The following is a 13,263-nucleotide window of genomic DNA, read 5'->3' as shown; positions in this document are numbered from 1 at the left end:
TTTCTCCTGAGCCTCATTTAATTTTGTCATCCTGAGCGAAGCGAAGGATCCGCTTCATAACGCAAAATCGCGCCATCCTGACGTGGTCGTCCCAGGGCAGCGGACCCGCCACAGCCGTCGTCCTCCGCCTCGTCTGGCGCATTTTCCCCTCGCAACGCCCTCCGCTCAGCTAGGGTTAACAGTCGCTAACGCGCATGGAGATAAACGAGGTCCAGCAGTTCGTCATACATCGCATCCGCGGATTCCGAGCCCTTGCGTATGGCGTCGGCAGCGCAGTTCTTCAGGTGATTGCGCATCAGTTGGCGGCTGACTCCACGCAATGCCTGCTGCACGGAGCCGATCTGCACCAGAATATCGGCACAATACCGCTCGGATTCCACCATCTTCTGCAGCCCGCGCACCTGTCCTTCGATGCGGGCCAGGCGCCGCAGCGAGGCGGCTTTGATCTCGGGGTCGACCGCAACGGCCTTTCGCCCCGCAGCACAGGCGCAGCTGCTTGCAGGCTCGCTGGCCGCGTGTTTGTGAGCAGTTTTCGAGGTGGTCATCGGCTTCTGAAGCTCCTTAGACGCAAGCTGTTCGTAAGCACACTGACGGAGCTGAGCGCCATGGCCGCGCTTGCTACGGCAGGGCTCAGCAGGATGTGGAGCGCAGGGTAGAGCGCACCGGCTGCAATCGGAATCCCAAGCACGTTGTACCCGAGAGCCCAGCCAAGGTTCTGCCGCATCACTCGCAACGTCTGCCTGCTCAACTGAAATGCGGTGAGGATGGACTCCGGCTCGCCACGCAGAAGAATTGCATCTCCCGCCTCACGCGCAAGATCGGTTCCCGTTCCCATGGCAAGCCCGGCATCGGCCTGGGCCAGAGCGGCAGCATCGTTGATGCCGTCACCCACCATCGCTACCTTGCGCCCGCTTTGCTGCAGGGTGCGAATGCTTTCCAGCTTCTTGTCAGGAAGCAACTCCGCATAGACCTCGTCGAGGCCGAGATCTTTGCCGATTTGTTCTGCAGCCTCCCGGCGGTCGCCGGTCAACATTACGGTCTTGAGGCCCATCCGCTGCAACGACTGGATGGTGGCATGAGCACCGGGGCGAACCGTATCCTGCGCAGCCAGCCATCCATAGAGTTTCCCATCCTCTGCAACATAGAGCAGGGTCGCGCCCGATGGTGAGCCTTCCTTAAGAGGCTCAATGTCAATTCCCGAGGCTTGCATGAGGGCCTGATTGCCGGCGGCGACCCGTCGTCCCGCAACCACTCCTGTAATGCCGGTTCCGGGATGCACCTGGACTTCGGTTGCCTCGGCGGTAGACATGTTGGCTTGTCGCGCCTTCTCTAGAACGGCGTGCGCGAGAGGATGCTCCGACCGCTGTTCGAGCGAGGCGGCGAGGGACAGCAGTTCCATCTCCGAAACGTCCGTGGCAGGGCGCAGGGCAACAATGGCTGGCTTCCCGTAGGTAAGTGTGCCGGTTTTATCGAGCGCGACCGTATCCACGCGGGCAAGGCGTTCCAGAGCCTCTCCACCCTTGAATAGAATTCCTAACTGCGCGCCGCGCCCGATCGATACAGTCAGCGCCGCTGGAACAGCCAGGCCCATGGCGCACGGACAGGCGATTACCAGGACCGCAATCGAGACGGCAAATGCGCGGCTGACTCCCCCCACCGGATCGAACACCGCCCATGCAGCAAAGGTAATCGCGGTAAGCGCGAGCACGAGGGGCACGAAGACGGAGCTGACCCGATCCGCAAGCTGCTGCATTGGAGCCTTGGAGGATTGCGCCTCCTGCATCAGGCGCAGCATCTGGCCCAGAACGCTCTGCGATCCGACAGAAGTAGCCTTGTACTCCAAAGCCCCGTCGTAGTTGAGCGATCCGCCAATCACGCGATCTCCGGGCACCCGCGGCACAGGGACGGATTCGCCGGTGATCAACGATTCATCTACTGTGCTTTGTCCCCCGGTAACGAGGCCGTCGACGGGGATTCGCTCGCCCGGCCGCACGACTACCGTGTCTCCCGCAATCACGGATGCGAGAGGGACTCGCACCTCCACGCCATTGCGAAGCAGAACAGCTTCCCGCGGCTGAAGCTGCGCAAAGGACCGCAGCGCATCCACTGTGCGGCGCTTGGCGCGTGCATCGAGCCAATTGCCCATCAGCAGGAATCCCAGTATCAACAGGACGGATTCAAAGTAGACATCGGGAGCGAGTCCATGGCGGAGAAATGCACCGGGAAAGAACGTCGCTGCAGCTGAATAGAGAAACGCGGCGCCCGTGCCGAGCGCAACCAGCGTGTTCATATTCGTGCTGCGATGGAGCATCGCTTTCCATGCCCGCGCATAGATGGCGGCTCCCGCCCAGAACATTCCCGCAATGGTGAGAACCAGCAAGCCAAGCTTGAGAGTCTGCGCCGGAATGGAATAGAGCGCAGGAAAGACGCGCATCAGCCAATGGTCCACACTGGAGTGAGTCCCCGAAGACATCAAGGGCATGGAGAGAATCATCGCCACTGCGCCGGCGAACAGCGTCGCAAACGCTTTCGCCTTGAGGGTTCGTTCCTCGTGCGAGCGTTCGTCTTTGTTAGAGGCCGTTTCCCCCGGCACCGGCAGGGAAGCCTCGTAGCCTGCATCGTGTACGGCTTCGATGAGCATCTCGGGCCGTGTGACTGCGGGATTGAAGACAACCCGCGCGGAGTTGGTCATCAGGTTGACGGCAGCTTCTTTCACGCCAGGCGTGGCCTGCAGGGCATGCTCTACATGCACCTGGCAGGCCGCACACGTCATACCCGTCACAGGAAGTGTAACCGTCTCTGTGTCGTGTGTGGAAGCAGTGCTCATTGCTGCTCCACGTGGGTTGGATAGCCCGCTTTGGCGACCGCGGCGACAATCGTCTCCGGTGTGACCGTGTCGCCGGTTACGTGCACGCGAGCTGCGCCAATCTGGACATCATCGACCTGAACTCCAGGAATGGAGTTCAGCGTTTGTGTCACGCGGCGGACGCACGCCCCACAATGCATGTTGTCAATTCGCAGGTTTACTTCGGACATAACATATACCCCCTCCCCCTATAGTACCTCTGCCGGGTGGAATTATTCCAGTTCGGGGGACGCCGTGGTCTCAAAGGGTAGAAAACGATAGCCGATTCCGCGCACCGTTTGGAGATATACGGGCCGGGATGGCTCCTCTTCGATGTAGCGCCGGAGCCGGACCATGAAGTTGTCAATCGCCCGCGTATCCGTGTCCTCGTGCACGCGCCATACCTGCTCCAGCAACTCCTTGCGGGAGATGATCCGGTTCTGATTCTGCACCAGGTAGCGCAGCAGGTCGCCCTCCATCAGTGTCAGGTGGATGGTTTTGTCCGGCATGGTCAGCTCCAGCGTGGCAAAGTTGATCGTCCTTCCCGCAAAGCTAAAGCTGGCGACTTCGTCTGTCGTCTGAGGTGCGGGCTCGGCAGACTCTTTGCGATGCCACCCCATGCGGCGCAACAGGCCGTTCAGCCTGGCGATGAGGATGGAGAGATCGAAGGGCTTGGCAAGATAATCGTCCGCGCCGGCAGCGAATCCCTGCAGCACATCTTCGGGACGACCTCGGGCGGTCAGCATCAGGATGGGAATGTAATTCTGCTTGGCGCGCAGCTCGGCGGCTACTTCAAATCCGTTTTTCCCAGGCAGCATCACGTCGAGGAGCACCGCATCAAAGTGTGATCCATCCGACAGGCGGCGCAGCGCCGATTCGCCATCGCTATCAATCTCGACGGCATATCCTTCCGCCTGCAGGTTGAAGGCAAGCCCCTGGGCGAGATGTGTTTCGTCTTCCACGATGAGTACGCGCAAGGATTCGGGCATCAGTTTTTCTCCAGGGACGCGGCCATCGAGTCCTCAAAGTAGCGTGGCAACTGAAGGGTAATCGTCGTTCCCCGGCCTTCTCCGGCGCTGCGTGCCGTCGCGTCTCCTCCATGTTGGCGCGCAATGGAGCGCACCAGAAAAAGCCCGAGCCCGGTACCTTTCACTTTCAGCGTGCTGATCGTCGGGACGCGATAAAAGCGTTTGAATACGCGTTTGATGTGCGCGGCGGGAATACCGACTCCTTCGTCCGTCACGCTGAGGAGGATCCAGGCGTCGTTCTCCACTTTCAGGCGGATGCGTACCTTCACTTCTTGCGGCGAGTACTTCACCGCGTTGTCGAAGACGTTGAGAATCGCGGTACGCAAATCGTCGTGGTTGCCCCGTACCAGGATGGGGCCCGTTGTTGGGTTTACATCAAACTGCAGCGTCGCGTCGGACAGATGATGCCGCTGCAGAGTCGTGGCGATACATTCGCGGGTAAGGGCCAGCATGTCCACGGGGAGACGTACCTGGTTCTTTGCCCTCTGGCCTACCTCTCCGGCCTTCAGAATCTGCTCCACCATTGCCAGCAATCGTTCGCTGTCGGCGAGCATTATGCCATAGAACTGTTGCCGCTGCTCCTCGCTCAGCGCGCGGCGCTGCAGGGTTTCAAGATAGAGCCGGATGGATGCAATGGGGGTTTTCAGCTCGTGCGTTACGGCATTCAGAAAGGTATCGTGGCGTTCGTTCCGGCGCACTTCGCGCACCAGGAAGATGGTATTCAGGATGAGGCCGACAATGAGAACACCAAAGAATGCCACGCCCAGAATCAGCGGCACAATCTCGCGCCAATTCAAAATGACCCACGTCACATTGAGCGCGATGGCCAGGGCAACCAGGCATACGCCGAGCGTGACGAACAAGACGATTGCGGGTCTGCGTTGAGTAATACGCATGGAACACAAGGATAACTCGGAGGAGAACTCGGCGCTCGCGGAGGGAGGGAAGCGGAGGCTACTGGTTCGGCGAGCCTGCTATAGCCGTGGCTACAGCAGGCCGTAAGGTTAGGCTACGCCAGCAGGACGTGGATCCTGGGGATCGTAATGCGCCACTTTTACATTTTTAGCCAGGCCCAACGCCTTCAGCAGCAGAATGCCGTAATAGTTCGGATCGAACTCGTACCACGCTAAACCGTGGCGTGCAGAAACCGGGTGTGCGTGATGGTTGTTATGCCATCCCTCGCCGCCGGTCAGCAGGGCTACCCACCAGTTGTTGCGCGAGTCGTCGCGGGTGGGAAAACGCTTGGAACCCCACATATGCGTAGCGGAATTTACCAGCCAGGTTGCGTGCAGGCCAACGACCACTCGGAAGAAGATTCCCCAGAGAACAAAACTCCAGCCACCCAGCGCGAACAGCGCAACGCCGAGAATTGCCAGCGGAACCCAGTGATACTTGCTCAGCCAGAGGATGAAGCGGTCCTTTACCAGATCTGGTGCGTAGCGCGCCAGCAGGGATGTTTCGGAATGAAGACCCGGTCCGCTCATGATCCAACCCATGTGCGACCACCAGCCTCCATCGTGGGGAGTGTGAGGATCGCCGGGACGGTCTGTAATCTGGTGATGGATCCGATGGGTCGCCACCCAGAAGATCGGCCCTCCTTCGAGAGACAGCGTTCCGCAGACTGCGAGGAAGTATTCCACCCATTTGGGCGTGGTGTAGCCGCGATGCGTCAGCAGGCGGTGATACCCCATTCCGATGCCCATATTAATGGCGAAGACGTAGAGCACCGCGGAGACAGCCAGAGCCTTCCACGAGAAGAAGAACAGCGCGGCCGCCGCGAGAAGATGGAAGACGATCATGAACGACGTTGTCATCCAATTGCGGGTCTGTCCCTGGGTTGCGCGGCCGAGAATGGTTGTGGGCTGCATCTGTGCGCCGCGAGGCGCGGCATTGGCCGGGCGTGGATTTGGGCTCTTCGCCGGTGCTTCAACCATTGCTGGCTTTTCAAGGAGTTCTACTGGCATAAAGATGTGATCCTTCGGAAAAACTCTTCCTGTATCCAACGTAACAGGAGGATCACCCGCTGCACCGTAACACTTTTGTAATGGTAGCGAACGCCGATTCGCGCTTTGATTGGGGCAAATATTCAGAGCTGGTCGGGAGCAAGCTGCACGGTTACGTTTCGGACTCGCGAGACGCGGGCTAAGTCCTGTGAATAATCAATGAAAGAAGGTTGGAGCTGTCGTCGCGCTGTCGTCGGGCGGCTCGTTATCTGGTCAAATGGAGTCACTATGATGAAGCGGTTCCCCTGGATCTGGCCTGTCTGCGCTGTTTGTGTCTCCACCCTTGCCATTGCTCAGCAAAGTGAAAAGAAGGCGATCGATCTGCCCTCCAGCAAGCAGATTCTTGCGCCGGTTCCGGGCTCCCTGGAGAAGCTGAACAGCCTGCCTATGGCCTCGGCCTGGTCTCCCGATGGCCGCTATCTCGCGGTGTTGAATGCGGGCTACGGCACCTTTGAGTCCAATTACCAGCAATCGATCGCTGTTCTCGACACCCAGACCGGCAAATTGACGGATTATCCAGAAGCGCGCACGCGGAGTTCGCTGCCCCAGACCATGTATCAGGGACTGGCATTCAGTTCCGATGGCGCGCATCTCTATGCCAGTTTCGATTCGCTTACCGAGCCGGAGGGCGACGGGGCAAAGAAGACCGGGAATGCCATCGCGGTCTATGCCTTTCGCGGCGGGGTTCCAACGGCGGAGCGGCTGATTGCGATTCCGCTGCAAAAGCTGGCCAAAGGCAAGGCGCAAGGATCCATCGGAGCCAGGATTCCGCAAGGAAACGCCATCTCTGCACCGGCGGGCCTTGCGGTGGTCAAGAGCAAGGGCGGGAGCGAGCGGATCCTGGTCGCCAATGAATTCTCCGACAATGCGTTGCTGCTGGACTCCGCCAGCGGACAGGTGGTCCATAGCTTCGATCTATCGGACAACGCCGTCGTTCCAGCCGCGTTTCCGATAGCGGTTGCGGCGACAAGAGATGGCCGCCGTGGCTTTGTCGCGCTTTGGAACGGTTCGGCCATTGTAGAGCTTGATCTGGTGAAGGGAACCGTCGTGCAGCGCCTCCCGCTGCTACCGCCGCAGCGCGCTACTTCAGCCAGTTCGCACCCCACGGCCTTTGCCTTTAGCCCGGATGAAAAGATGCTCTACGTGGCTCTGGCGAATCGCGATGTGATTGCCGCAGTGGAGATCAACGGCAGAATGCACGTGGCCGGAATGTTCGATACGCGCCTGCCTGGCCAGAGCTACTTCGGCGCAATGCCCGACGCGGTTGCCGCCTCGCCCGATGGCCGTCGAATCTACGCCGCCAACTCCGGTTCGAACGCAGTCGCGGTCTTCGACGCGCTCGCCATCCATGGAAAGTCCCAGGGTGAGAAGCCTCCGGTAAAGGCCCTCGGCTTTATCCCCACGGAATGGTATCCCACAGCTGTCGCAGTACGTGGCAATCAGCTTTACGTGGCCACGGCCAAGGGCACCGGTACAGGACCCAACAAGGCGATGCAAAGACGCGTGGACGGGGAGCAGCGCACACACCGCGAACACACCTATATCGCCACGCTTCTCTACGGGTCTCTGGCGACCATAGATCGCGCCGATGCTGAACAGAACCTGAAGTCTCTCACTGCGGAGGCGCTGACCAGCAACCGCATGAATGCGGAAGCCAGGCATGTCGTCTTCCGCAACGGCGCCAATCCCATCCGTCACGTCATCTACATCATCAAGGAGAACCGTACCTACGATCAGATCCTGGGCGATCTTGGCGTGGGCGACGGCGATCCTTCGCTGACGATGTATGGCCGTGCCATCACGCCCAATGAGCACAAGCTGGCAGAGCAGTTCGGCGTCATCGACAACTTCTACGACTCGGGAGAGGTTTCGGGAGACGGCCACGTCTGGTCTACCGCGGCCATCACCAGCGATTACACCGAGAAGACGTGGCAGCAGAGCTATCGCGGAGCGCAGCGCCACTACGATTTCGAAGGCGTAAACGAAGAAGGCTATCCGCTGGCGGAGGGGATACCCGACGTGAATGAGCCGGATAGCGGCTATCTCTGGACCAACCTCGCGCGAAATCATAAGAGCCTGTATCACTTCGGGGAGTATGTCTCTACCCGGTTCTGCGACGACTCCGGCGAAGCTCCCCGATCGGCCTCTCCGCTGGAAGGCACGCCGGAACCGGTGGGAGCACCTTGCCCCATCAGCCGGATTCGCAAGGGCGAGCCCGTACCGCAAAACTATGGCGGAGGCGTCAGCCCTTATCCCTGGGCGGTTCCGCTGATCCAGGAAAACACGGCTACCAAGCCGGAGCTGCGGGGGAACTTCGATCCCAGGTTTCCGGACTTTAACCTCAGCTTTCCCGATCAGTGGCGGGTGGAAGAGTTCCTGACAAAGTTCCGCGGCTGGGTAGAGACGCGTGAGAAGGGCACCGACGAGATGCCTTCCTTCATCCTTCTTCGCCTGCCGAACGATCACACTGCGGGGACCAAACCCGGTTCTCCGCGCCCCCGCGCTTCCATTGCGGACAATGATCTGGCGGTAGGCCGCGCCGTCGAGGCGGTTTCGCACAGCCCCTACTGGGACGACACGGCATTCTTCGTATTGGAGGATGACGCCCAGGATGGCGCCGATCACGTGGATGCCCACCGCAGCATCGCCCTGGTGGTCAGCAAATATGCTCCGCACGCGCAGACCCCTGTCGTGCACCACGACTTCTACTCGACGGTGAGCATCGTCCGGACGATGGAGGACTTGCTGGGACTGCCGCCGATGAACAACAACGACGCATTTTCGTCTCTTCTGTCGCCCTTGTTCGCAGGCGAGGGCGACCAGCCTTCGTTCCAGGCCGACTACAGCAATCGCGACAATGGAATGATCTACGAGATGAACACGGCATCCTCTCCGGGAGCGAAGGAATCCAGCCGCATGGATTTTCGTCATGCCGATCAGGCGGATGCACAAAAGCTGAACGTGGTTCTTTGGCGCGACGCCATGGGCAGCAAGCCGGTGCCGACGATGCTCACCCAGCCGCATGCGCACCACAAGGACTCCGACGGCGACTGATTCCGCGCGAGAGGTGCTCTACCGGGCCTGCCAAAGCTGGAGCTTGGCAGGCCCATCTTGCCATCTCCGTTTGGCCAGACTCCCGTCTTGCCCAGACGCTTCTTTTCTTACATTTCTTATCGGAGAGGCTGCCCTTCGGTTTGGCTCGAGGGCGCGACGTCGCTGCCTTCTGCCGCATCCGCAGGGAGTTGTTCCGGCTGTGCGAGCGGCGGAGCGTCGCCAAAGCGGAATACGCAGTCGCCACCGGCGAGCTTCGCCTGGCTAAGCGCATGCTCTGTCTCGCGGAGAACCACCAGAGGCGAGCGGCCCTTGCTATGGCCAATGCCAAAGCTTCCGGTCAGCTTGACCGGTTCTACCCCCACAGTGAAGGTTCTGCGAAAGATCATGCGGCGCAGGCGCTCGCCGAGCGCAACGGCATCGTCGGAGGAGCATCCGGGGAGGGCGATGAGGAACTGGCCTTCGCCATACCGGCCGATCAGGTCATAACTGCGCAGGTAGCGCCGGAAGCGCTCCACCAGTTGCCGCAGGATCTCGTCGGAGCCCTTCATGCCATACTGCTGAACGACCGCGGGGAAACCGTCAATGCCCAGAAGCATGAAGCAGAGCGGAGTCTGCATGCGCTGTACGCGGTCCGTCTCCTGGAAGAGCATTCCCAGCATATGCTCGCGATTCCACAGGCCGGTCACGTTATCGTGGGCAGATTGGAAGCGCACTGCGGCGATGGATTGGTGGAGTTCGCAGTGAAGGGCATGGACCCGCTCCGCGGTCTTCAGCCGCACCTGCAATTCCATGGCGGCAACTGGCTTGACGAGAAAGTCGTCAACCCCGGCGTCTTTCGCCACCATCACCTGTTCCACGGAAGCATCATCACTCAGGATCATGGTCCAGACGGGCATTGCATGGGGGTGCCGATGCCACTCCTGGACGACCTCAATGCCGGATAGCTGCGGAAGTCTGTTTTCGAGGAGCGCCACCGCCGGAGGGTTGGCTCCATTCAGGCGGGCCAGGGCCTCGGGTCCACTACATACGACTTCGACCGAGTATTTCCACGATTCCAGCAGAGCCGTAAGCGCACTGGAGGACTCCGGGTTGTGGTCTGCCAGCAGGATAAGCGGACGCGTCGTGTTTTCAGGGCTCATAGGGCTTCCGCTCTCTTGGACATCGTTCCTCTTGTCTATCGGCAAACGGCACGATTTCCTGAGATGGAGCAGGCAAAGAAAACGGGCGGCTCCGAAGAGCCACCCGTGTTGATCCGGATCGGTCTTCAGCCCGAATTGATCTTTAGCCGATGAACTCGACCTTGGTGGGCATGGGGATGACGCCGCGTTCATAGCCCAGCTCAAGGAGCTTGCGGATCGCTTCCTTGCCGTCGTCGCCGTAAGCCAGGGTCCGCTCGTTCACGTACATGCTGACGAAGCGGTTGGCGAGGTTCGGATCCAGATCGCGTGCGAACTGCATGGCATAGGCCAGAGCCTCCTCGCGATGATCCAGCGCGTGCTGGATGCTCTCGCGCAGCGCCTGCGTCACCGTCACCATGGTCTCCTGCCCCAGGCTGCGGCGAATCGCGTTGCCGCCCAGCGGCAGAGGCAGACCCGTCAGGTCGCGCCACCAGACGCCGAGGTCGATCACCTTCTGCAGGCCGTTGGTCGCGTACGTAAGCTGGCCTTCGTGGATGATCAGACCCGCATCGAAGTTGCCGGCCACGACCTCCGGAATAATCTTGTCGAAGGGAATGTTCACGGTCTCGATCTTGGGATCGAACAGCTTCAGCGCCAGGTAGGCCGTGGTCATTTCTCCGGGAACCGCAACACGAATCTTGCCCAGCTCTTCCGGCTTGATCTTGCGGCTGGCGACGACCATCGGGCCGTAGCCCTCGCCAACGCTGCCGCCGCACGACATCAGGGCATAGTTCTCCTGCATGTAGGGGTAGGCATGGAACGAGATGGCGGTGACATCGTAGAACGGCTCGGAGATGGCCTTGCGATTCAGCGTCTCAATATCGCAGAGCGTGTGCGTGAATTTAAGACCGTTCACACGAACCTTGTTGGTAGCGAGCCCGTAAAACATGAAAGCGTCGTCGGAGTCCGGGCTGTGCGCGATCTTGATCTCGCGAGCGCCTGTCGCCGAAGCAGCAGCTTTGTTGCCTGTATCGGGCTGTGGGGATGATGAAGTTGCAGTCACTCTCTACTGGTCCTTTCTACTGCGGGGAGAAGGAGTCGTACATCAGCCTTATCCTTGTCGGTTGCTATAACAATCTATCAGTCGGCATCGCCTTGTGGCTGTCGTCCGCGGATACGGAACCAGGCCGTAGCCAGTGCGGCAGCAGCTACCACCTTGAGCGTATCGCCGGGAACGAAGGGAAGTACAGCGGTATTCAAAATCGTTTTGGGCTGAGCATGCGTGAGCAGCGTCAGCCAGGTGGCTCCGCAAAGCAGAATCAGGATGCTGCCGGCTGCCGCGGAGTACGCCCGGGTGGAGAACTTCGGCTCCGCCTGGCGCTTCAGCCAGGAAACCATCGCCGCCACAAAGGGATACGAGAGCAGATAGCCGCCGGTTGGTCCCAGCAATTGCAGGATTCCACCGATTCCGTTCGGAGTAAAGACGGGGAAGCCTGCTGCTCCCTCAGCCAGATAGAGCGCCAGCGCGGCAAAGGCAGTGCCCGGACCCAGTAGCAGACCTAGCAGCAGGACGGCAAAGGGTTGCAATGTGAGCGGCACAGGGCTGAAGAGGAGCGGCACCGAAATGTGGGCGCAGATTGCTACAAACAGCGATCCGGCAATCGCCAGACTCACAGGGCGGAGAGCCGCCCCTGCTCGGGTAGCACCTGCCTCGATCCAACCCGCCTTTGCCAGACTACCTGTCATCCCGCTATCCAAGTGCGCCATCTGCTGGAAGCCCTCATTCTCCCTCCGGCCGATTGGCCGAAGATGCTATCTCTGCGTTGCCCTGCGAAGGCAGATTCCCGGTATCGCTGGTTACCGTCTGGTTACCTTTGTGCTCGTTGTCGTGGCGCCGAATATGCCGGGCCACGGAGAAGACCGCCCAGAGCAGCGCAACGAGGCAAGCCAACAGGACTGCGAAGAGAATATGCATCACTGGAGCCAGCGTCAGAATAACAAAGATGCCGGAGATTTATCTCACACTTGTCGTAAGCCACTGTAAATATGCAAGGCTGCCACCCACCACCGGCAGCACTACAAACTCCGGAAGTTGATAGCTATGCAGGGTCTTAAGGGTCTCTTCCACAGCGATCAGGTGATCTTCGGTGGTCTTTATAAACAGCATGACCTCGTCCGCCTCTTCCACCTCTTCCTGCCAGCGATAGATGGAGTGGATGTGTTCCACGATATTGACACATGCAGCAATTCTGGCCTCCAGCAGCGCATGAGCGATCCTATGGGCCTCCTCTCGGGTCGCCGCACTGCTGATGGCGATTCTTGCGCGTATCGGGTGGGAGATTGCTTCTGGATTCATCGTCTGCCTCCTGCAAATTCAGGAAAATTGTGGAACCATATTGGAATCTGCTTGCCAAAGCTGGTTCCTCCACGCGAAATCAGGGAAAGTTCCCCTTGACTCCACGCGCCAGGAAAAGTCCACTGAAGGGGAGGGGGTTCCTTGGATGGCGAAGCGTCCGTTCTCCTTCATGTACCTGACTTCCCGTGTATGTGACTTCTAATAGAACCGAGGCCTCAAAGTTTTGCAGTCGAAGACTCCCAATCCCGCTCCTGCCGTGGGCATGCCGACACGAACGTTGCGGATGCTGTTTGAATCGCGGCGCCGTATCGCTACGGTGCTGGCCATTGCCTTTGCCATTCTATTGGGATACCACGTCATGGTGGGCCATAACGGCATCACCGCATATCAGCAGAAGCGGAACGAAGACAAGGCGCTGCAGACGGAGATCAATTCGCTGCAGGATGAGAACGAAAAACTCAAAGACCACGTCGAACGCCTGAAGGCCGATCCCAAGACGATCGAGCATGAGGCGAAAGAGCATCTTCACTACACCCGCCCGGACGAGATTATCTACACGTTGAATGACAGGTCTCCGGACTCTGCTCCTGCACAGAAGCCTGCCAAATAAGGCCGCCCCTGTCTTTTCAGCCATAATCTGACCGAATCAAGCATAAGCTGGCCAAGAAATAGGGGGAAGTTTGCTCTCGCCACTTGTCCGAGATGGCGATTGTGCAGACAAGAAGTCGTCAATGGGCGACTCGGCGATTTATCATCAACGGGTAGCATTGGGCACAACGCGGTCTGTCAACTTCTCACGCAGCTTCCCATTACACCGTTCTCACCAACGAGACTTTCACTATCATCTTCAAATAACTGG

Annotated in this window: 13 protein-coding genes; 2 read left to right on the top strand and 11 right to left on the bottom strand. The window is 59.5% G+C overall.

Features of this window, described 5'->3' with window-relative positions:
* Positions 1 to 185: 185 nt before the first annotated feature.
* From VM554_04070 to VM554_04045, 6 genes are all read right to left on the bottom strand, one after another.
* Positions 186 to 545 carry a metal-sensitive transcriptional regulator gene (locus tag VM554_04070; protein HVJ07534.1) on the bottom strand — a complete coding sequence of 120 codons (360 nt, stop codon included), beginning with the start codon at positions 543 to 545 and terminating at the stop codon, positions 186 to 188.
* On the bottom strand, positions 542 to 2,827 hold the full coding sequence (locus VM554_04065; GenBank protein ID HVJ07533.1) for a heavy metal translocating P-type ATPase: 2,286 nt from the start codon (positions 2,825 to 2,827) through the stop codon (positions 542 to 544). Before VM554_04065 ends, VM554_04070 begins: the two co-directional genes overlap by 4 nt.
* Positions 2,824 to 3,036, bottom strand: a complete 213-nt coding sequence (locus tag VM554_04060) for a heavy metal-associated domain-containing protein (protein ID HVJ07532.1) — start codon at positions 3,034 to 3,036, stop codon at positions 2,824 to 2,826. Before VM554_04060 ends, VM554_04065 begins: the two co-directional genes overlap by 4 nt.
* Positions 3,037 to 3,078: 42 nt before the next feature.
* Positions 3,079 to 3,834 carry a response regulator transcription factor gene (locus VM554_04055; GenBank protein HVJ07531.1) on the bottom strand — a complete coding sequence of 252 codons (756 nt, stop codon included), beginning with the start codon at positions 3,832 to 3,834 and terminating at the stop codon, positions 3,079 to 3,081.
* Entirely contained in the window at positions 3,834 to 4,769 is a 936-nt protein-coding gene (locus VM554_04050; protein HVJ07530.1) for an ATP-binding protein, read from the bottom strand. The genes VM554_04055 and VM554_04050 overlap by 1 nt, the downstream gene beginning before the upstream one ends.
* A 108-nt stretch (positions 4,770 to 4,877) precedes the next feature.
* The gene (locus VM554_04045) at positions 4,878 to 5,837 is read right to left on the bottom strand and encodes a fatty acid desaturase (GenBank protein ID HVJ07529.1); all 960 of its coding nucleotides are present in this window, start codon (positions 5,835 to 5,837) and stop codon (positions 4,878 to 4,880) included.
* A gap of 267 nt (positions 5,838 to 6,104) precedes the next feature.
* Here VM554_04045 and VM554_04040 point away from each other — a divergent pair, with 267 nt between their 5' ends.
* The gene (locus VM554_04040; protein HVJ07528.1) at positions 6,105 to 8,930 is read left to right on the top strand and encodes a hypothetical protein; all 2,826 of its coding nucleotides are present in this window, start codon (positions 6,105 to 6,107) and stop codon (positions 8,928 to 8,930) included.
* A gap of 116 nt (positions 8,931 to 9,046) precedes the next feature.
* Here VM554_04040 and VM554_04035 read toward each other — a convergent pair whose 3' ends face one another.
* The 5 genes from VM554_04035 to cutA all read right to left on the bottom strand — a co-directional run bounded on the left by VM554_04035 (position 9,047) and on the right by cutA (position 12,404).
* On the bottom strand, positions 9,047 to 10,069 hold the full coding sequence (locus tag VM554_04035; protein ID HVJ07527.1) for a diguanylate cyclase: 1,023 nt from the start codon (positions 10,067 to 10,069) through the stop codon (positions 9,047 to 9,049).
* 142 nt (positions 10,070 to 10,211) lie between these two features.
* On the bottom strand, positions 10,212 to 11,111 hold the full coding sequence (locus VM554_04030; protein ID HVJ07526.1) for an MqnA/MqnD/SBP family protein: 900 nt from the start codon (positions 11,109 to 11,111) through the stop codon (positions 10,212 to 10,214).
* Positions 11,112 to 11,188: 77 nt separating this feature from the next.
* Positions 11,189 to 11,794, bottom strand: coding sequence for a biotin transporter BioY (locus VM554_04025; protein HVJ07525.1), 606 nt, complete (start codon positions 11,792 to 11,794; stop codon positions 11,189 to 11,191).
* A 34-nt stretch (positions 11,795 to 11,828) separates the two neighbouring features.
* On the bottom strand, positions 11,829 to 11,999 hold the full coding sequence (locus VM554_04020; GenBank protein HVJ07524.1) for a hypothetical protein: 171 nt from the start codon (positions 11,997 to 11,999) through the stop codon (positions 11,829 to 11,831).
* Between the two features lie 63 nt (positions 12,000 to 12,062).
* Complete coding sequence (gene cutA / locus VM554_04015) at positions 12,063 to 12,404, bottom strand: divalent-cation tolerance protein CutA (GenBank protein HVJ07523.1); 342 nt, start codon at positions 12,402 to 12,404, stop codon at positions 12,063 to 12,065.
* Positions 12,405 to 12,627: 223 nt separating this feature from the next.
* Here cutA and VM554_04010 point away from each other — a divergent pair, with 223 nt between their 5' ends.
* A complete protein-coding gene (locus tag VM554_04010) occupies positions 12,628 to 13,014 on the top strand; it encodes a septum formation initiator family protein (GenBank protein ID HVJ07522.1) in 387 nt (128 codons plus the stop codon).
* Positions 13,015 to 13,263 lie beyond the last annotated feature (249 nt).

The organism is Acidisarcina sp., assembly GCA_035539175.1.
Lineage (GTDB): Bacteria > Acidobacteriota > Terriglobia > Terriglobales > Acidobacteriaceae > JANXZS01.
Note: the sequence above shows the minus strand (reverse complement) of the source record. Positions and strands in the feature narration are given on the sequence as shown.

Coding starts and splice junctions, on each gene's coding strand:
- VM554_04070 (HVJ07534.1), bottom strand. CDS start 545: ATGACCACCTCGAAAACTGCTCACAAACACGCGGCCAGCGAGCCTGCA.
- VM554_04065 (HVJ07533.1), bottom strand. CDS start 2,827: ATGAGCACTGCTTCCACACACGACACAGAGACGGTTACACTTCCTGTG.
- VM554_04060 (HVJ07532.1), bottom strand. CDS start 3,036: ATGTCCGAAGTAAACCTGCGAATTGACAACATGCATTGTGGGGCGTGC.
- VM554_04055 (HVJ07531.1), bottom strand. CDS start 3,834: ATGCCCGAATCCTTGCGCGTACTCATCGTGGAAGACGAAACACATCTC.
- VM554_04050 (HVJ07530.1), bottom strand. CDS start 4,769: ATGCGTATTACTCAACGCAGACCCGCAATCGTCTTGTTCGTCACGCTC.
- VM554_04045 (HVJ07529.1), bottom strand. CDS start 5,837: ATGCCAGTAGAACTCCTTGAAAAGCCAGCAATGGTTGAAGCACCGGCG.
- VM554_04040 (HVJ07528.1), top strand. CDS start 6,105: ATGATGAAGCGGTTCCCCTGGATCTGGCCTGTCTGCGCTGTTTGTGTC.
- VM554_04035 (HVJ07527.1), bottom strand. CDS start 10,069: ATGAGCCCTGAAAACACGACGCGTCCGCTTATCCTGCTGGCAGACCAC.
- VM554_04025 (HVJ07525.1), bottom strand. CDS start 11,794: ATGACAGGTAGTCTGGCAAAGGCGGGTTGGATCGAGGCAGGTGCTACC.
- cutA (HVJ07523.1), bottom strand. CDS start 12,404: ATGAATCCAGAAGCAATCTCCCACCCGATACGCGCAAGAATCGCCATC.